We start from the raw sequence: 18192 nt of genomic DNA on the forward strand, positions 1-18192 counted from the left end.
GCCCGACCCGACACGGCCGCGCGCCCCTGGCCGCAGCATCGAACGGCCTGAACGGCCCGACCGTACGTGGGAGTGCCAGATGACCGACCTCGGGGACGGCCCCGTGGGACACGCCACGCGCAGCCGCACACGAGGCGTGCCCAGGCCGCGTGCGAGTGAGGCCGACGAACCGCTGCCCACCGGCGGCCGGGCCGCCGCCCGCGCCGCGGCCCGGCAGGCCCCGCGCGGCGGATCCCGCGCACGCGGCCGCACCGCCTCGCGCCGCCGCGTCAAGCAGACCGCGGGCGGCAAGCGGGTACTGAAGATCAGCGCGATATCCCTGTCGGTGCTGATCATGGTGACCGCGGGCGCCGGCTGGTGGTTCTACGAGCACCTGAACGGCAACATCAACAGCATCGCGATCGACGACGGCGCGGGCGGCAAGGAGAAGGCCGACGCCTTCGGCCGGACGCCGATCAACCTCCTCGTGATGGGCAGCGACGCCCGGAGCAGCGCGACCGACTGCAAGCTCGGCGGCGGCTGTTCGACCACCGGCGTGCAGACCGGGAACGGCAACGCCGACGTCGAGATGGTGGTGCACATCTCCGCCGACCGCTCGAACGCCACCGTGATGAGCATCCCGCGCGACACCATGACCCAGGTCCCCGCCTGCAAGGACCCGGACAGCAGCCAGTCGACGGCCGGCTACTACGGCCAGATCAACAGCGCGCTGCAGTACGGCCAGGAGTGCCAGGTCAAGACCGTCCACCAGCTCACCGGCATCACCATCGACCACTTCGTGCAGATGGACTTCTCCGGCGTGGTGAAGATGTCCGACGCGGTCGGCGGTGTCTCGGTGTGCGTCGACGCCGACGTCTACGACACCTACTCGCACCTGAAGCTCGCCAAGGGCACCCACACCCTCAAGGGCGACGCGGCGCTCGAGTTCGTCCGCTCCCGGCACGGCTTCGGCGACGGCAGCGACCTCGGCCGTACCGTCTCCCAGCACCTGTTCCTGAGCGCGATGATCCGCAAGTTCAAGAGCGCCGGCACGCTCACCGACCCCCAGGCGGTCTACAACCTGGCCGACGCCGCCACCAAGGCGCTCACCGTGGACACCGGCCTCGGCACCGTCAAGAAGCTCATCGGGCTCGCCGCGGACCTCGACAAGGTCCCCACGAAGCGCATGACGTTCACCACGATGCAGACCGGCGCCGACCCGAGCAACGCCGACCGGGTCGTGCCCGCCGCCGCGGCCAAGAGCCTGTTCGCGACCATCGCCAACGACCAGTCGCTGACCAACTCCTCCGGCAAGAAGTCCTCCGCGGCCACCGCGACCGCCACGGCGGCGGCCGTACCCGCCGCGCAGATCGCCGTGACGGTGGAGAACGGCACCAGCATCAGCGGACGCGCCTCCACGGTCGCCACCTCCCTGATAGACGGCGGCTTCAGCTCCGACACCACCACGGGCAACGCCTCCGTCAGCGCGACCACGACCACGCTCACCTACGGCACCGATCAGAAGGCCGAGGCGCAGACGGTCGCGAAGGCTCTCGGCCTCGCCTCCTCGCACCTCAAGCAGGGCACCGGCACCGGCCTGACCCTGGTGATCGGCACGGACTGGCCGAGCGGCACGACGTACCCCGGCGCCACCTCGTCCCCGGCCCCCGCCGACACCAAGGCGGCCACCTCCAACGCCCAGGCCTCGACCGCCGACCAGTCGAAGTCCTGCGCCAAGGTCAGCACCTACAAGACGGTCAGCCTGAACGGCGTCGCGATGACCCCGACCCAGGCGTACCGGCTGGCGACGAACAAGAAGGACTCGGCGTCCTGACGGGCGCTATACGACGCTCTCGGCGGTCCAGGTGATGTGCGGGGGATCCACCCGCGCACACAGCGGGCCGCCGTTCGCGTCCGTCAGACCGAGCCGCCCGACCAGCAGACCGTCGGGCGCGGCCGCGGCCAGGACGTCGTCCGGCACCGAGTCGAGCATGAGCTTGGCGCGCCGGAACATGGTGAAGATACCGGCCGCGTCGACCGTCCCCCACGACAGATAGACGAACCGCAGCCCCATCCGGTGCTGCACATAGGGGCCCGTGACCACGACGCCGTCCGGTGTCACCTCCGCCGTGCACTCCAGCGTCCAGGTCGCGGACGCGGCGTCCCCCGGCCGCGGGTCGAGGAGTTCGGCCGGCCGGTCCCGGCGCTGCACGGCGACATGGACGTTGTCGTACGTCGCGACAGGCTTGTCGGCAGGGGCGGGGAAGGTACGGCCGGGCAGGTCGACGGCGTCGATGCGGAGGTGCATACGGCCCATCATGCAGGGTCCGCCCGCCGCATCCTCAGTCGATCAAGGGGAAGTGGCAGGCGGTGTGCCGACCGGAGGCCGTCACAGTCAGCCGGGGCCGCTCCACGGCACAGCGCTCCCGCGCGTAGGGGCACCGGGTCCGGAACGGACACCCCGTCGGCTTGTCCACCGGGTTGGGCACCTCACCGGAGAGCACGATCCGCTCCCGCGGAGCCTCATCGGTGAACGTGCCGTCGTCGATGTCCGGTACGGCCGACAGCAGCGCCTGCGTGTACGGATGCGCGGGCTCCTTGTACAGCGCCTCGGTCTCGGCGAGTTCGACGATCTCCCCGAGATACATGACCGCGATCCGGTCCGACACATGCCGGACCACCCCGAGGTCGTGCGCGATGAACACGTAGGTGAGCGCGAACTCCTCCTGCAGATCGGCGAACAGGTTCAACACCTGCGCCTGGATGGACACATCGAGCGCGGACACCGGTTCGTCCGCCACGATCAGCTTCGGGTTCGTCGCCAACGCCCGCGCGATACCGATGCGTTGCCGCTGCCCACCCGAGAACTCGTGCGGATACCGTTCCAGATGGGCCGCCGCCAGCCCTACGACGTCGAAGAGCTCGGCGACCCGACGGCGCACGGCGGCCCCGTCGCCGTACCGGTGCACGAGCAGCGGCTCCGCCACGATGTCCCCAGCGCGACGGCGGGGGTTCAGCGAGGCCTGCGGGTCCTGGAACACCAGCTGCATCCCCGGACGGACGGGACGCAGCCGGCGCGTGGAGAGCGTGCTGATGTCCCGGCCGTCGAACTCGACCTGCCCGCCGGTGAGTTCGGTGAGCCGGACCAGACAGCGGCCGAGCGTGGACTTGCCGCAGCCCGACTCGCCGACGATGCCGAGCGTCTCACCGGCACGCACCTCCAACGACACACCGTCCACGGCGCGCAGCACTTTGCGGCGCGGAGAGAGGCCGTCCGCGCGCAGGGGGTAGTGCTTGGTGACGTCCGTGGCGCGCAGCAGCACGTCTGTCGATGTCGTCAGCGCGCTCATGGTGTCGCCTCTCGTTCCTTGTCCGGTACGTCCGTCGCCGTCGCGCGGGAGGTCAGGCGCAGCGAGGCGCGGTCGTCGTCGGGCAGCCAGCAGGCATCGCGGTGCGCGCTGTCACCGAGGTCGGCGCCGGACTCGAAGACCGAGCCCGTTCTCAACTCCGGCCGCTCCTCGCACCGTTCGTGCCGCAACCTGCACCGGGGTGCGAACGCGCACCCCTCCGGCAGACTCCCCGGCGCGACGGGCATCCCTGCGATGGTGGGCAGCCGCCGCAACCGGGGCCCGCCCACCCGGGGCACCGAGTCGAGCAGCCCCCACGTGTACGGGTGCCGCGGTCCGTGGAACACCGCCCGGCGCGGACCCTCCTCGGCCGCCCGGCCGCCGTACATGACCAGGACCCGGTCGGCGATCTGCGAGATCACGCCCATGTCGTGCGTGATGAGGACGACCGCCGACCCCTGGGTGTTCAACTCCCGCATCAGGTCCAGGATTTGAGCCTGCACCGTCACGTCCAGGGCCGTGGTCGGTTCGTCGGCGATCAGCAGTGTCGGGCCGCAGGAGAGGGCCATCGCGATGACCGCTCGCTGGCGCATGCCGCCGGAGAACTCGTGCGGGTAGGCGTTCGCCCGGGAGGCCGCGTCCGGGATGCCGACGTCGGAGAGCAGGCCGACGGCGCGCGCGTGGGCCTCCTTGCGGGACACCTTCTCGTGCGCCCGGATCTGCTCGGCGATCTGCCAGCCCACCGTGTACACGGGCGTGAGCGCGGTCATCGGGTCCTGGAAGACCATGGCGATCTCCCGGCCCCGTACCGCCCGCATCTCCTTGTCGGGGAGGGTGAGCAAGTCCCGCCCACGGAAGTGCACGTGGCCCTCGACGGTCACGTTCGGACTGGTGATCAGGCGCAGCACGGCGAGCATCGAGACGCTCTTGCCGGAGCCCGACTCGCCCACCACGCCCAGGATTTCGCCGGGGGACACCGAGAAGGACAGGCCGTCGACGACGGTGACTGAGCCTCGGCGGGTGCGGAAGGACACCCTCAAGTCGCGGACGTCCAGCAGGGGTTCGTCAGGCATGGCGGGCCCTCGGGTCGAGTCGGGCGTACAGGATGTCCACCAGTGCGTTGGCGAGGACCACGAAGAACGCCGCGTACAGGACGGTGCCCATGATCACGGGCAGGTCCAGGTTCTGCAGGGCGTCGAAGGTCAGCTTGCCGATGCCGGGGAGGCCGAAGACCACCTCGGTGAGCAGCGCGGCGCCGCCCACCAACGCGCCGAAGTCCAGGCCGAACAGCGACACGATCGGGATCAGGGAACAGCGCAGGGCGTGGCGGATCAGGATGCGCCGCTCGGAGAGGCCCTTGGCGCGCGCGGTGCGGACGTAGTCCTCGTTCAGGGCGGTGACGACCTCGCCGCGCAGCAGCCGGGCGTAGATCCCGGCGTACAGCAGCGCGAGGGTCAGCCAGGGGAAGAGCAGGTGCAGGGCCCACTGGCCGGGGGAGTGGCTCAGGTCCACGTATCCCGGTGGCGGGACCCAGGAGAACACCGAACTGTGCAGCTGCTTCTGGGTGATGAGGTTCACGACCTCGCCGAGCCAGTAGGCCGGCAGCGAGACCCCGACCACGCCGACGAGCATGATCAGCGGATCGGCCGCCTTGCCGCGCAGGGCCGCCGCGGCGGTGCCCATGACGATGCCGGCCGTCATCCAGATCAGCGCGGCGCCGATGACGAGCGAGAGGGTCACCGGGGTGGCCTGCACGATCTGCGGGATCACGCGGGAGCCGCGGTTGACGAACGACTCCAGGTCACGGTCGATGAGCAGATGACGCATCATCAGCAAATAGCGGATCGGCATGGGCCGGTCGAGGCCGAAGGAGTGCCGGACCTGGGCGAGCGTGGCCGGGTCGGCGTTGCGGCCCGCGATGCGGGCGGCGGGGTCAACTCCCGGTGTGGCGAAGAAGATCAGGAAGACCAGCACACTGATCGCGAACATCACCAGCAGGGCGGACGCGAAGCGTTTGACGATGAACCGGAGCATGAGTGTCACACCCCGCCGCGCAGCCGGGCGCCCGGGTCGAGCGCGTCGCGCACGCCGTCGCCGAGGACGTTGAGGGCAGCCGTGGTCAGCGCGATCAGCAGGCCGGGGGCGATCGTCACGGCGGGCCGGGTGTAGAGCAGCCCGAGTCCGTCCTCGATGATCGTGCCCCAACTGGCGTCCGGCGGCTGGACCCCGACGGACAGGAAGGACAGGGCCGACTCGGTGAGCATGGCGAGCGCGGTCATCAGCGGGACGAACACGATCGCCGTGGGCAGCACGTTCGGCAGCACCTCGCGGCGCAGGATGCGCACGGTCGGAGCCCCGGATCCGATGGCCGCCTGGATGTACTCCTTGTTGCGCAGCACCAGCACCTGACCGCGCAACGGCCTGGCGATGTACGGCACATAGATCGCCGCGATGATCGCGACGGGCAGCCACAGACTTCCTGCCTCGACGGTGAGCGGCCCGAGGTGCAGTCCGTCGGTGAGGAGGACGACCGACAGGCAGATCGCCAGCAGGTACACCGGGAACGCCCAAATCACGTCCAGGACACGGGAGATGACGGCGTCCACCGCACCGCCCGCGTATCCGGCGACGACTCCGACGACCGTGCCGAGGGCGCAGGTGAGCAGGGCCGCGGTGAACCCGATGAACAGGCTCGTGCGGCCGCCGTAGAGGAGACGGGCCATGACGTCGCGGCCCTGGTTGTCGGCGCCGAGGAAATAGTGGGCGGGGTCCCAGGTCGGGCCGATCGGGGTGACGCCGAGGCCGAGGCCGGTGCTGCTCGGGGTGAGCACCGGCACGGTCTTTCCGTCGACGACGGTGGTGCCGGAGACATGGGACTGGAAGGGGTCGGTGTGGGCGATGTGGTGCGCGTACAGCGGTGCGCACAGGGTCGCCAGCACGACGAGGAAGAGGACGGCAGCCGCGGCCGGCGCCGACCTGTTGTGCAGCAGGTCGGCGCCGGCCGTCCGCCAGGGGCCCGGCGAGCGCCGGGCCTCCGCGGTGGCCAACTCGGGTGTGGCGGTGCTCACTTGACCCACGTCTGGCCGACGAGCATGTAGAACTGCTTGCTGAACTGGTAGTTGCCCAGGCGCTTCGACGTGAAGTCGATGATCTTCGGGTTGATCAGCGGGACGACCGGGGACTGCTGCATGATCGACTGGTCGATCGCGCCCCACTGCTTGTTCGCCGCCGTCGGGTCGGTCTGCGCGGTCTTCAGCGCGGTCTGCATCTTCGCGTCGATGCCCTTGTCGCAGAAGCCGGAGATGTTGATGCTGGAGTCGCTGCCCGGGTGGAAGGCGGCGCAGGACAGCAGCACGTTGAGGAAGTCCGAGGCCGCCGGATAGTCCTGGTACCAGGACGTCAGGGCGAGTTGGACCTTGTTCTTCGTGTTCTGGATGTAGGTGAACTGGATGTTCGCCGACAGCGGCTTGAGCGTCGCCTTGTAGCCGAGCTGGGTGAGCAGGCTCTGCAGGTACTGCCCGATCGACTTGTTGACGTCGTCGTCCTGCACGACGATGCCGACCGCCTGCCCCGCCGTACCGGACTTCTTCACCAACGCCTTGGCCTTGGCCAGGTCCGCGGCCGTCCAGGTCTTTCCGCCGCCCTTGGTGTAGTCGCACGAGTCGACGTGCCCGGGGAAGCCCGGCGGCAGGATCGTGCACGCGGGGGATGCGAGGTTGGTGCCGCCGTAGAGCCGCACCACGGCCGATCTGTCCACGGCGTAGTTGATGGCCTGGCGCGCCAACTTGTTGTTGAACGGGGCCGAGTTGACGTTCAGCGTCGCGTACCAGAACGCGGTCAGCGGGTTCACATGCGCCTGGGACGTGTACTTGGTGCCGATCTCGTTGAGCCGGTCGGCGGGCGGCGGGTCGAACATCCAGTCCGCCTGGCCGTTCTCGACGGCGGTGACCTCGGACTCGACGGTCTGCCCGAAGGCGTAGTCGATCTGGTCCGGGTAGCCCTGCGGCTCGGCCTCCCGCGACCACTCCTTGAAGTGCGGGTTGCGCACCAGCTTCAGCGCACGGTTCGGGTCGTACGAGGCCGCCATGTACGGGCCGGTCGTCGGCAGCGGCTTGGTGCCCGCGTCCTTCGTCGGCGAGTCCTTCGGCACGATGCTGGCGTGCGGGACGGCCAGCTTGTACGGGAACTCCGAGTCCGGCGCCGTCAGGTTGATGGTGACCGTGTTCGCCTTCGCGTCGCCGGTCACGCCGCCCTTGAGGGTGCAGGACGCGGGGGTCTTCAGACAGGCGGCGGCGCCGACGATGCCGTTGTAGAAGGTGCCGGCGGTGGGGCTGGAGACCTTGAAGATGCGCTGGAAGGATGCCACCACGTCATCGGTGGTCAGCGCCTTGCCGTTGGAGAAGGCGATGCCCTTGCGGAGCGTGAAGGTGTACGTCTTCCCGTCGTTGGTGACCTTCGGCATGGCCGCGGCCAGGTCCGGGACGACCGTGAACGACTCCTGGCCGCCGACCTTCTTGAACGACAGCAGCCCGTCGTACATCGACTGGTACAACTGCCAGTACTGGAGCGTGTAGTTGACCTGCGGATCGAAGCTGCCGCCGGCCGCGTGGGCGACCAGCTTCAGCGTGCCGCCCTTGTGCTGCGGCTGGAAAACAGAGGAGCCGGCCGCCGACGAGGACGAGGAGCCGGCCGGGTCGGAGGAGCCGCTGTCGGAGGACGAACAGGCGGCGGTGGTCAGGGCGAGGGCGACGGTGGCGGCGGCGAACGCGCTCCGTCTCGTGCTGCGGGACATCCAGGGAACTCCCGTCGGGGGAACGGCGGTCGGGTGGGCCGGGGAATGGGCCGAAGGCTCAGTCGGTGGAGTCGAGGAAGGTGCCCACGACCCGGAGGTAGAGCTCCTCCTCCTCGACGTGGGGCATGTGGCTGGAGCGCTCGAACATGTGCCAGCGCACGTCGGGGATGTGGTCGGCGAACGGGCGCAGGGTCTCGGGAGTCGCCTCGTCGTACCGGCCGGACACCAGCAGCGTCGGTGCCTCGACCAGATGCAGCCGGTCGATCACGGACCAGTCCTTCATGGTGCCGACGACATGGAACTCGTTCGGCCCGTTCATCGTGTGGTACACGGTCGGATCGGCCGCGATGTTCTCCCAAGTCGCCTGCACCTCGGGCGGGTTGGGGTTCAGCCGGCACACATGGCGTTCGTTGAAGACCTGCTCGGCGGCGAGGTAGTCGGGGTGGTCGGTGGTCCCGGCCGCCTCGTGGACGAGCAGGGTGCGCTGGACCTCGGGCGGCAGCGCGGCACGCAGTTCGGCCGCGGCCGCCAGCCAAAGCTCCATCGACGCGGGGGAGTTGGCGATGACCAGACCGCGCAGCCCGGCCGGCCGGCGGACCGCGTGCTCGGCGGCGAGCATGCCGCCCCAGGACTGGCCGAGGAGGTGGTAGGCATCGGCGATGCCCAACTCCTTGAGCAGATTGTCTAGTTCGTCGAGGAAGAGCTGGACGGTCCAGAAGTCGGCGCCCTCGTCGGGCAGATGGGTGGACAGGCCGGTGCCGAGCTGGTCGTAGTGCACCACCTGGCGGCCCTGCTCGGCGATGCCCGCGATGCTGAGCGTGTAGTTGTGACCGGCGCCGGGTCCGCCGTGCAGGACGACCAGCGGTGTCCTGCCGGGCTCGCCGGTGATCCGGTACCAGGTCGAATGGCCTTTGAAGTCGACGGTGCCGGTGTGATTCGGTTCGGGAATCGCCACGCGAGGGCCTCCCAGACGGGCCGGACGCGAGCCGGCCTCTGGCGGAATCGGAAAAGGAAGTGACGGATGGCTGTGATGGTGATTGGGTAAAAGGTCAGCGCACAAGACCTTTTAGCGGGGACTGGGCAAGACGTAACGGCGAGTTCACGTGGCCCGCCCGCGTTTACAGAAGCGGCACTGAAGGGGGAGGACAACTGACATCCGTACCTGAGGCATCCGAAGCGGGGGACGAGTTCTCACGCGTCCTCGACCGCGTCCTCCTCGGCGGCTCCCCGACCTCCGCGCTGCGCCCGGTGCGGGTCGCGTCGGCGGTCGACGAGGTGTCCGACCGGCTGCTCACCGCGATCGCCGTCGGCGACTTCCTCCCCGGCGAACGGCTGCCGGCCGAGCGCGAACTCACCGGCCTGCTGCGGGTCAGCCGCCCCACGGTCCGCGAGGCGGTCGCCCGCCTCCAGGCCGTAGGCGTGGTCGAGATCCGCCGCGGCCGCAACGGCGGGACCTACGTCCGCGACAGCTGGACCGAGTCGACGGCGGCCGCCGTCCGGCACACCCTGCTGCCCCGCTGGGAGGAGTTCGAGCAACTCTTCGACCTGCGGGGTCTGGTGGAGGGCATGGTCGCCGCGACGGCCGCCCGGCGCCGTAGCGCCAAGGACCTCGAACCCATGCGGGACGCCCTGTCCGCCTACCTCTCCGCGAGCACCCAGCGCGCCGCGCACACCGCGGACAGCGCCTTCCACCAGGCCGTCCGCACCGCCACCGGCAACCCGCAGATCGTCATGCTCAGCCAGGACCTGCTGGCGCGCATCAGCCTCGGCTTCCCGGTCGAACCCTGGGGCAAGGGCGAGCCGACCCACTTCCATCAGGGCGGCGAGGACCACAAGGCCCTGTACGAAGCCATCGCCGCGGGCGAGCCCGAGCGCGCCGAGGAGATCGCCCGGGGCCACTTCACGATCAGCGCCGACCTGATCCGGGACGTGCTGGCGAGGGTCCGGGCGAGCTGAGCGCTCCACTGGAGGCCGGTGCGTCGTCTGCGGGTCCGTCGTGGCTGGTCGCGCAGTTCCCCGCACCCCTTAGGGGGCGCTGTACCTCACCGGACTTCATCGGCCCCGCTCAGGCCGGCACGGGCCGATTACGGCAGCCGCACGACGCCCGTGACTTCGGCGGTGCCGCCCAGCTGCACCACCGGTCCGGGCCGCGCCGTCGCGGTGATCGTGGCCGGGCTGCCCAGTGAGTCGCCCATGTCGACGGCGATCCCGGTGACGCCCCGGCCCGCGAGATCGGCGGCGAGACAGGCGGTGCTGTTGGCGTTCGCGATGTCCTCCGGGACGCCGATCGACGGCGCGAACATGCGCGCCGCGATCCGGCCCGAGCGCGTCGGCGCGGAGTAGACGTAGCAGCCGAGGAGCCCGAACCGGTCGCAGGCCGACCGGAGTCGACCGAAGTCCGGGGCGAGTGCGGCGAGGGCGGACCGCGAGTTGACGGGGACCAGCAACCGTGCCCGGCCGACCGAGGCCACGCGGACACCGGGAGTGAGCGTGTCGCGGCCGACGCCGAGCGTCGGCAGGACGAGCCCGCACTCGGCCGGGGTCGGCTCACGCAGTTCGACGGAACCGGGCTCGAAGGCGGCACGGACCCGCGCCCCCTCCCGTACGGCCCACCCGGCGAAGGAACGCCCCGCCGCCCGCAGGGCGCCTCGGTACTCCGACCCCCCGGCACGCTCCAGGAGGAAGGCCAGGGCGGCGATCGTACCGTGGCCGCACGCGGGCAGTTCGCCTTCGGCGGTGAAGAACCGAAGGGCCACGGCCGACCCGCGCACCGCGACGAAGACGGCGTGTGACGTCCCGGCGAGAACCGGTACCCGGCACCGCTCCTCGTCGCTCAACGGCGTCTCGTCCAGCACCGCGGTCGGACTTCCGCCCCGCCCCTCCCGCAGACACGCGCGGACGATCGTGACGGGCAGTCGGCTGATCACACGAGCACCGTACTCCCGAGCCCCGACCTGCGGTCCGGACGGCGTGTGGGCGCGGCAGCGGCCGTACTCCTCGCTATGTTCGGTCGCAACATCAGACATTCGGAGCAAAAATGCCAAAAACGGATGAGCTGCTTGATGTGACGGAGACGGTGTTCCCGGCCGCCGTCCGCCCACCCGAGCGACGGCGCCGCGTCCTCCGCAGGCCCCCGCCGAGAACGGCGTTCGTCATCGCGCTCGGCCTCGCGGTGGCCGTCCTCGTGCTGTCGGGCACGCCGTGGCCGAACGACCCCGCCGTGGCGGCCTGGCGGACCGTCTGCCTGGCCATCACCGTGCAGGCGCTGCCCTTCCTCCTCCTGGGCACCGCCCTGTCCGGGGCCATCAACGCCTTTGTCCCGGCGGACCTGTTCACCAAGGTGCTGCCGAAGCGGGCCGCGCTCGCCGTCCCCGTCGCGGGCATCGCGGGCGTGGTCCTGCCGGGCTGCGAATGCGCGTCCGTGCCGGTCGCCAACAGCCTGATCCGGCGGGGTGTCACCCCGGCCGCCGCCTTCGCGTTCCTGCTCTCGGCGCCCGCGATCAACCCGATCGTGCTGACCGCCACCGCCGTCGCCTTCCCGGGCAGCCCCGCCATGGTGCTGGCCCGGCTGCTCGCCTCGCTCGCCACCGCCGCCGTCATGGGCTGGTTGTGGCTCTGGCTGGGGCGTGAGGAGTGGCTGCGGCCCGTCGTACGGCACACCGGACACCGGTCGGGGCACAGCCGCTTCACGGAGTTCCGGCTCGGCTTCCAGCACGACTTCCTGCACGCCGGCGGCTTCCTCGTGCTGGGCGCCATGGCCGCGGCCACCTTCAACGTGACCGTCCCGCGCTCGGTCCTCGACACCTTCTCCGGCTCGCCCTGGCTGTCCGTGCTGTTCCTGGCCGGTCTCGCCGTCGTCCTCGCGGTCTGCTCCGAGGCCGACGCGTTCGTCGCCGCCTCGCTCACCGGCTTCTCGCCCACCGCCCGCCTCGCCTTCATGGTCGTGGGCCCGATGGTCGACCTGAAGCTGATCGCTCTTCAGGCCGGCACCTTCGGCCGGGCGTTCGCGGTGCGTTTCTCCACCGCGACCACCGTCGTGGCCGTGGCCGCCAGCGTCCTGATCGGAGGCGCCCTGCTGTGAAGCGCACCGCGCAAGTACTCCTCCTGGTCCTGACCGGCCTGGGCCTCCTGCACACCGCCCTCTTCACCGACCTCTACCTGCGCTACGTCAAGGAGGGCCTGCGCCCGCTCCTGATCATCTCCGGCGCGCTCCTCCTGCTCCTGGGCCTGGCGCACGCGATGTTCGACCGCGGATCCGGCGACGCGGCGGAGCACGAGCACAAGCATGACCAAGACCACGAGCACGGCCACGGGCACGACCACTCCACCGCCCCCCGCATCGCCTGGCTGCTCTTCCTCCCCGCGCTCAGCCTCCTCTTCTACGCCCCACCCGCCCTCGGCGCCTACACCGCCTCCCACGCGGGCAGCGAGGCCGTCAAGAAGCAGAAGGGGTTCGCCGCGCTGCCCGCGACCTCACCTCTGCCGATGACGCTCACGGACTTCACCACCCGGGTCCAGCAGGACAAGGAGCTGGCCATCAAGGGGCGCAGTGTCGAGATGACCGGGTTCGCGACGCCGGTCCGGAGCGGCGGCTGGGACCTGACCCGGATCATCTTCACCTGCTGCGCGGCGGACGCCCAGACGGTCAAGGTCCACATGTACGGCACCCCGGCCCCGGCCGCCAACACCTGGCTGGCCGTCACCGGGACCTGGCACACACAGGGCGCGCTCGGCACGCGAACCGCGGCGGCGGCCCTCGACGTCCACGCCACCCGGCCCATCGCCCAACCGGTGAACGCCTTCACGGACGACCTGCCCCTGACCCCGTCCTGAACCCCTTTCCGCGGGCATGAACTCCGGCCGGCAGCAGGGGTGTTGCGCATCCCCTCTGCCGGTTTGTCCCGCCGGGTCCATGTTCCGATCGCCTGCCATGTCCGAGAGTTAACGGGTCATTGGGGCACATGCGGTGTGAAGAGGGGGGCAACACGTAAATCATCTTGTCATGAACCTGCGATCCGACGGGCGGATCGCGGTCTCATGGAGGTGTTGAATGCACCGCAGACTCGCCACCGGTCTTGCCGCCTCAACTCTGGCTCTGGCAGCCGTCGTCGCCACCGCGACAGCCGCCACCGCCGCCCCGGCCGACAAGCCGCAGGTCCTCTCCAACTGGACCCAGACCAGCGCGTCGAGCTACAGCCTCTGGGCCGCGGCCCGCGCCAACCGGACCGCCTGGTCCGCCTACGCGTTCGACTGGTCCACCGACTACTGCTCCGACTCGCCCGACAACCCCTTCGGCTTCCCCTTCGCCACCTCCTGCGCCCGCCATGACTTCGGCTACCGCAACTACAAGGCCGCGAACACCTTCAGCGCCAACAAGTCGCGGCTCGACAGCGCCTTCTACGACGACCTCAGGCGCGTCTGCGCGGGTTACAGCAGTGCCACCGCGACCACGTGCAACAGCACGGCGTGGACGTACTACCAGGCCGTCAAGGTCTTCGGCTGACGGATTGCAGACCGCTCAGGCGATGAGTTCGGGCGGCGCGGACGGTCTACCTGACATGACTGACAAAGTGATCTCGGGAATGTCCATGTCCCTCGACGGCTTCATCACCGCCCCGGACGACACCCGCGCCAACCCCTTCGGCGTCGGCGGCGAACGCCTGCACCGATGGGTCCAGGAAATGGACGACGCCGACGCCAAGATCCTGGCCGAGATGGCCGACGGCGTCGGCGCCGTCCTCATGGGCCGCCACTCATACGACGTCTGCGAAGGCGAAGGCGGCTGGGGCGACGGAGGGCCCGTGGGGAAGGTCCCCTGTGTCGTGCTCACCCACCACGCCCCCGACCCGGCGGACGTCGTCGCCCCCGACGTGTTCACCTTCGTCACCGACGGCATCGAGTCCGCGGTGGCCCGCGCCAAAGAGGCCGCCAACGGCGGGGACGTCGGTGTCCATGGCGCGACCGTCGCCCAACAGGCCCTGAACGCCGGTCTGTTGGACGAGGTGCACATCATGCTGGTCCCCGTGCTGCTGGGCGCGGGCAAGCGGCTCTTCGACCACCTCGGCGGTCCCGTCGAACTCCGCCGGCTCTGGACGCGCGAGTCGCCGGACATCACCCACCTGCGCTTCGAAGTCCTGACCAAGCACTGACCGGGTGTCGGAGGTGGCCCGGCGCGGACCCGCCGTCACACGGCGACGACCTGTACCCCCGCCTCCTCGAACCGCCGCACCATGTCGGCCCCCACCCCCGCGTCCGTCACCAGCGTGTTCACCGCCTGGGCCGAGCAGATCCGGGCGAACGCCCGCTGCCCGAGTTTGCTGGAGTCGGCCGCGACGACCACCCGCTCGGCCCGCTCGCACAGCAGCCGGTTGATCGCGGCCTCCGCCTCGTCGTGGGCCGCCGCGCCGTGCGTCACGTCGAAGGCGACGACGCCGAGCACCGCGACATCGACGGTGATCTGCGAGAGCACCCCGTCGGCGAGGGGTCCGACGAGTTCGTACGACTGCGGGCGCGCGACCCCGCCGGTCAGCACGATCTTGAACTGGGGCCGTACGGCAAGCTCGTTGGCGATGTTGAGCGCGTTGGTCACGACGGTCAGTGCCGGTGTTCCGGAGGTGAGGTCGCCGCGGACGGCCAGGGCGCGGGCCACCTCCGTGGTCGTCGTCCCGCCGGTCAGGCCCACCGCCTCGCCGGGCGCGACGAGTTCGGCGACCGCCTTCGCGATGCGCTGCTTCTCGGAGGCGTGCCGGGCGGTCTTGTAGCGCAACGGCAGTTCGTACGACACCCCGTGCACGACGGCGCCGCCCCGGGTGCGCACCAGCATCTGCTGCTCGGCGAGTTGGTCGAAGTCACGGCGGATCGTCGCGGCCGACACCGAGAGGTCCGCCGCAGCCTCCTCGACGTCCAGCCGCCCGCGCTCCACGAGCAGGTCCAGCAGCGCCTTCCAGCGGGCGTCGCGCGACATCCGCACTCACTCTCCGTTTCTCTCCGTTCCTTGTTTCTCCGGCGACCCTAGCGCACACGATCCTCACCCAATTGCTTGATTGTGCTCGAAAGCTCGCTATATCTTGCAGGAACAAGCATCAACGGGGAGGGGTACGGGCATGACCTATGTCGAGGACGAGCTGAAGAGCCAGCCCGAGTGCTGGATACGCGCCGCGGCGGAGGCGCCCCGATACCGGGACGTACTGCCGGCGCCGGGGGAGCGGGTCGCGATCGTCGGCTGCGGCACCTCGTACTTCATGGCCCAGGCGATCGCCGCCCTGCGCGAGGGAGCGGGCCAGGGCGAGACCGACGCCTTCGCCGCCTCGGAGTTCCCGCACGGGCGGACGTACGACCGGGTCCTCGCCCTCACCCGCTCCGGCACCACCACCGAAGTGCTGGAACTCCTGCGGGAGTTGAGGGGGCGCACCCGCACCACCGCGATCACCGCCGACCCGCACACCCCCGTCATGACGGCTGCCGACGAGATCGTCGTGATCGACTTCGCCGACGAACGGTCCGTCGTCCAGACCCGGTTCGCGACCACCGCCGTCACCCTGCTCCGCGCCCACCTGGGCCTGCACACCGACGCCGCGGTCGCCGACGCCCGCACCGCGCTCGCCGCCGACCTGCCCCAACAGCTCGTCGCCTGCACCCAGTTCACCTTCCTCGGCCGCGGCTGGACCGTCGGGCTCGCCAACGAGGCCGGGCTGAAGATGCGCGAGGCCTCACTGTCCTGGACCGAGGCCTACCCGGCGATGGAGTACCGACACGGCCCGATCAGCATCACCACCCACGGCACCGCCACCTGGATGTTCGGCGAGGCGCCCGAGGGACTCGCCCAACAGGTGGGCGCCACCGGCGGGTTGTGGATCGAGGGCGGCCTCGACCCGCTCGCCGAACTCGTCCGCGCCCAGCGCCTCGCGGTCGCCGTCGCCGCGTACCGGGACCTCGACCCCGACCGCCCGCGCCACCTCACCCGCTCGGTGATCCTCGCCCCCTGAAGCCCCGGTACTCCAGGTCAGGAAAGGGAAGACCGTGCCCCTCGTCACCACCGGCGAGCTCGTCACCCGCGCCGCCGAGACCCGCTCCGCGGTCGCCGCCTTCAACATCATCACGCTGGAACACGTCGAGGCGGTCATCGCCGGCGCCGAGTCCACCGGCGCCCCCGTCGTCCTCCAAGTCAGCGAGAACGCCGTCAAGTTCCGCTACGGCCGTCTCCTCCCGCTCGCCCGCGCGGCCGTCGCCGCCGCCGAACGGGCCGCCGTACCCGTCGCGTTGCACCTCGACCACGTCCAGAGCGACGACCTGCTACGACAGGCACAGGCCGCCGGTTTCAGCTCCGTCATGTACGACGCGGCCCGCCTGCCCTACGCCGAGAACCTGGCCGCGACCCGCGCCGCCGCCGACTGGGCACACGCCCAAGGGCTGTGGATCGAGGCCGAGTTGGGAGAGGTCGGCGGCAAGAACGGCGAGCCGCCCCTCGATGCCCACGCACCCGGCGCCCGCACCGACCCCGCCCAGGCCCGCGCCTTCGTCGCCGACTCCGGCGTGGACGCGCTCGCCGTGGCCATCGGCAGCTCGCACGCCATGACCACCCGCACCGCCACCCTCGACCACGACCTCCTCAAGCGGCTCACCGCGACCCTGGAGGTCCCCCTCGTCCTGCACGGCTCCTCGGGAGTCCCCGACGACGAACTGACCGCGGCGGTCGCCGGCGGCATCACCAAGGTCAACGTGGGCACAGCTCTCAACCAGGCGATGACCGGCGCGATCCGCGCGTTCCTCGCCGACCACCCCGAGGCGGTCGACTCCCGCAAGTACCTGAGCGTGGGGCGGGAGGCGATGGCCGGGGCGGTGGCCCGGATCATCGGCGTACTCACCGGAGGCGGTGGGGTTACCGCTTGACGGCCTTCAGGACCACGAACTTCGCGTCGCTGGCGACCAGTTGACTGTTGCCGAACAGCCGCTTCAGCTTCACGTGGTAGGCGAGATGCCGGTTGCCGATCACCCACAGCTCGCCGCCCGGCCGCAGCGCGCGCCGGGCACCGGAGAACATCCGCCAGGCCGTCGCGTCGGTCGTCGCCTGGTGGGAGTGGAACGGTGGATTGTTCAGCACGAGGTCCACGCTGTCGGCCGGGACCCCGACCAGCCCGTCCCCGACCCTGAACTCGGCATGCCCGGGTGCGCCGTTGGCCTTGTACGTCGCCTCCGCCGAGGCCACGGCCTGGAACGACTCGTCCACGAAGAGGACTTCGGCCTCCGGATCGGCCAGCGACACCGCCGTACCGACGACACCGTTCCCGCACCCGAGGTCAACCACCTTGCCGAGCCCGCGACTTGACGGCTGATGCTGGAGGAGGAAACGAGTCCCGATGTCGAGGCGTTCGGCGCAGAACACACCCGCGTGATTGACCACGGTCCGTCCCGAGACGACACCGATGCCGTCGGGCAGGGCGTAACTGTGCGGCCAGGGATTGGTGCCACGTGCCACTGACGACCGGGGCGTGCAGTGGATCAGGCGGGCCTTCTTCTCGGCCAGTGAGGTCCGGGTCGGGCCGAGGATCCGCTCGAACAGCTTCAGTGTCGAGGTGTGGATCTCCTTCACCATGCCGGTCCCGACGACGACGGTGTCCGCGTGCACCGCGGGCGCCAGCCGCAGCAACTGATCCTCCAGCAGCGCGAGGCTCTTGGGCACCCGGACCAGCAGCACGTCGACGCGCTCGGGCGGCGGATCCTGGGTGGTGAGCAGCCGTACGGAATCCGCGTCGACCTCGTTGCGCGCGAGGTTCGCCTTGGTCGCCTCCTGGGTGAGGAACGAGTCCGTGATCTGCACCGGACCGTGCTCCGCGAGGGCCGTGGCCAGGGCGCCCCAGCGGTCGCCCACGATCACGACCGTGCCGGACAGCGGGGTGTCCTGTTCCGCGAGCTGCCGCAGAAGGTATTCGTCGGAGGCGTCCCAGGCGCGCAGCCGGTCGCGCGGGTCCTCGGGGAAGCGGGCCAGGGCGCGGTCGCCCCACGGAGTCGTCATTCGGTCGATATGGTCGTCCATCGTGCGCCAAGGCTAACCGAGTGCCAGCTCATGGCCGGTCG

Annotated in this window: 18 protein-coding genes; 8 read left to right on the forward strand and 10 right to left on the reverse strand. The window is 70.5% G+C overall.

Annotated features, from left to right (window positions below; genetic code table 11):
* Positions 1 to 79 precede the first annotated feature (79 nt).
* Positions 80 to 1813, forward strand: coding sequence for an LCP family protein (locus OG504_RS45850; protein WP_405995085.1), 1734 nt, complete (start codon positions 80 to 82; stop codon positions 1811 to 1813).
* Positions 1814 to 1819: 6 nt separating this feature from the next.
* On the opposite strand, the gene OG504_RS45855 is transcribed toward OG504_RS45850, so the two are convergent.
* From OG504_RS45855 to OG504_RS45885, 7 genes are read right to left on the reverse strand one after another with little or no spacing between them, the layout of a single operon-like run.
* Positions 1820 to 2287 carry a DUF5990 family protein gene (locus tag OG504_RS45855; protein WP_405995086.1) on the reverse strand — a complete coding sequence of 156 codons (468 nt, stop codon included), beginning with the start codon at positions 2285 to 2287 and terminating at the stop codon, positions 1820 to 1822.
* Between the two features lie 34 nt (positions 2288 to 2321).
* Entirely contained in the window at positions 2322 to 3329 is a 1008-nt protein-coding gene (locus OG504_RS45860; protein ID WP_405995087.1) for an ABC transporter ATP-binding protein, read from the reverse strand.
* A complete protein-coding gene (locus OG504_RS45865) occupies positions 3326 to 4399 on the reverse strand; it encodes an ABC transporter ATP-binding protein (RefSeq protein WP_405995088.1) in 1074 nt (357 codons plus the stop codon). Before OG504_RS45865 ends, OG504_RS45860 begins: the two co-directional genes overlap by 4 nt.
* Entirely contained in the window at positions 4392 to 5360 is a 969-nt protein-coding gene (locus tag OG504_RS45870; protein WP_405995089.1) for an ABC transporter permease, read from the reverse strand. Before OG504_RS45870 ends, OG504_RS45865 begins: the two co-directional genes overlap by 8 nt.
* 5 nt (positions 5361 to 5365) lie before the next feature.
* Positions 5366 to 6394 carry an ABC transporter permease gene (locus OG504_RS45875; protein WP_405995090.1) on the reverse strand — a complete coding sequence of 343 codons (1029 nt, stop codon included), beginning with the start codon at positions 6392 to 6394 and terminating at the stop codon, positions 5366 to 5368.
* Positions 6391 to 8118, reverse strand: a complete 1728-nt coding sequence (locus tag OG504_RS45880; protein ID WP_405995091.1) for an ABC transporter substrate-binding protein — start codon at positions 8116 to 8118, stop codon at positions 6391 to 6393. The genes OG504_RS45875 and OG504_RS45880 overlap by 4 nt, the downstream gene beginning before the upstream one ends.
* 58 nt (positions 8119 to 8176) lie before the next feature.
* The gene (locus OG504_RS45885; protein ID WP_405995092.1) at positions 8177 to 9073 is read right to left on the reverse strand and encodes a proline iminopeptidase-family hydrolase; all 897 of its coding nucleotides are present in this window, start codon (positions 9071 to 9073) and stop codon (positions 8177 to 8179) included.
* Positions 9074 to 9366: 293 nt separating this feature from the next.
* Here OG504_RS45885 and OG504_RS45890 point away from each other — a divergent pair, with 293 nt between their 5' ends.
* Positions 9367 to 10074: a FadR/GntR family transcriptional regulator gene (locus OG504_RS45890; RefSeq protein ID WP_405995093.1), complete on the forward strand. Its 708-nt coding sequence runs from the start codon at positions 9367 to 9369 to the stop codon at positions 10072 to 10074.
* A gap of 128 nt (positions 10075 to 10202) precedes the next feature.
* Here the strand turns inward: OG504_RS45890 and OG504_RS45895 are convergent, their stop codons facing one another.
* Positions 10203 to 11045, reverse strand: a complete 843-nt coding sequence (locus OG504_RS45895) for a PhzF family phenazine biosynthesis protein (RefSeq protein WP_405995094.1) — start codon at positions 11043 to 11045, stop codon at positions 10203 to 10205.
* A gap of 110 nt (positions 11046 to 11155) precedes the next feature.
* On the opposite strand from OG504_RS45895, the gene OG504_RS45900 reads away from it, so the two are divergent.
* The 4 genes from OG504_RS45900 to OG504_RS45915 all read left to right on the forward strand — a co-directional run bounded on the left by OG504_RS45900 (position 11156) and on the right by OG504_RS45915 (position 14267).
* Positions 11156 to 12199: a permease gene (locus tag OG504_RS45900; protein ID WP_405995095.1), complete on the forward strand. Its 1044-nt coding sequence runs from the start codon at positions 11156 to 11158 to the stop codon at positions 12197 to 12199.
* A complete protein-coding gene (locus OG504_RS45905; RefSeq protein WP_405995096.1) occupies positions 12196 to 12951 on the forward strand; it encodes a TIGR03943 family putative permease subunit in 756 nt (251 codons plus the stop codon). The genes OG504_RS45900 and OG504_RS45905 overlap by 4 nt, the downstream gene beginning before the upstream one ends.
* Before the next feature lie 217 nt (positions 12952 to 13168).
* Entirely contained in the window at positions 13169 to 13621 is a 453-nt protein-coding gene (locus tag OG504_RS45910; RefSeq protein WP_405995097.1) for a phospholipase, read from the forward strand.
* 55 nt (positions 13622 to 13676) lie between these two features.
* Complete coding sequence (locus OG504_RS45915) at positions 13677 to 14267, forward strand: dihydrofolate reductase family protein (protein ID WP_405995098.1); 591 nt, start codon at positions 13677 to 13679, stop codon at positions 14265 to 14267.
* A 35-nt stretch (positions 14268 to 14302) separates the two neighbouring features.
* Here OG504_RS45915 and OG504_RS45920 read toward each other — a convergent pair whose 3' ends face one another.
* Positions 14303 to 15082, reverse strand: coding sequence for a DeoR/GlpR family DNA-binding transcription regulator (locus OG504_RS45920; protein WP_405995099.1), 780 nt, complete (start codon positions 15080 to 15082; stop codon positions 14303 to 14305).
* A 139-nt stretch (positions 15083 to 15221) separates the two neighbouring features.
* Between OG504_RS45920 and OG504_RS45925 the strand changes: the two genes are divergently transcribed.
* Both OG504_RS45925 and OG504_RS45930 read left to right on the forward strand, forming a co-directional pair.
* A complete protein-coding gene (locus OG504_RS45925) occupies positions 15222 to 16103 on the forward strand; it encodes an SIS domain-containing protein (RefSeq protein WP_405995100.1) in 882 nt (293 codons plus the stop codon).
* Between the two features lie 34 nt (positions 16104 to 16137).
* Positions 16138 to 17007 carry a ketose-bisphosphate aldolase gene (locus tag OG504_RS45930; protein WP_405995101.1) on the forward strand — a complete coding sequence of 290 codons (870 nt, stop codon included), beginning with the start codon at positions 16138 to 16140 and terminating at the stop codon, positions 17005 to 17007.
* Here the strand turns inward: OG504_RS45930 and OG504_RS45935 are convergent.
* Positions 16997 to 18130, reverse strand: coding sequence for a methyltransferase (locus OG504_RS45935; RefSeq protein WP_405996592.1), 1134 nt, complete (start codon positions 18128 to 18130; stop codon positions 16997 to 16999). The genes OG504_RS45930 and OG504_RS45935 overlap by 11 nt on opposite strands.
* Positions 18131 to 18192: the final 62 nt, after the last annotated feature.

Origin of the sequence: Streptomyces sp. NBC_00986, assembly GCF_045162565.1 — a bacterium.
Lineage (GTDB): Bacteria > Actinomycetota > Actinomycetes > Streptomycetales > Streptomycetaceae > Streptomyces.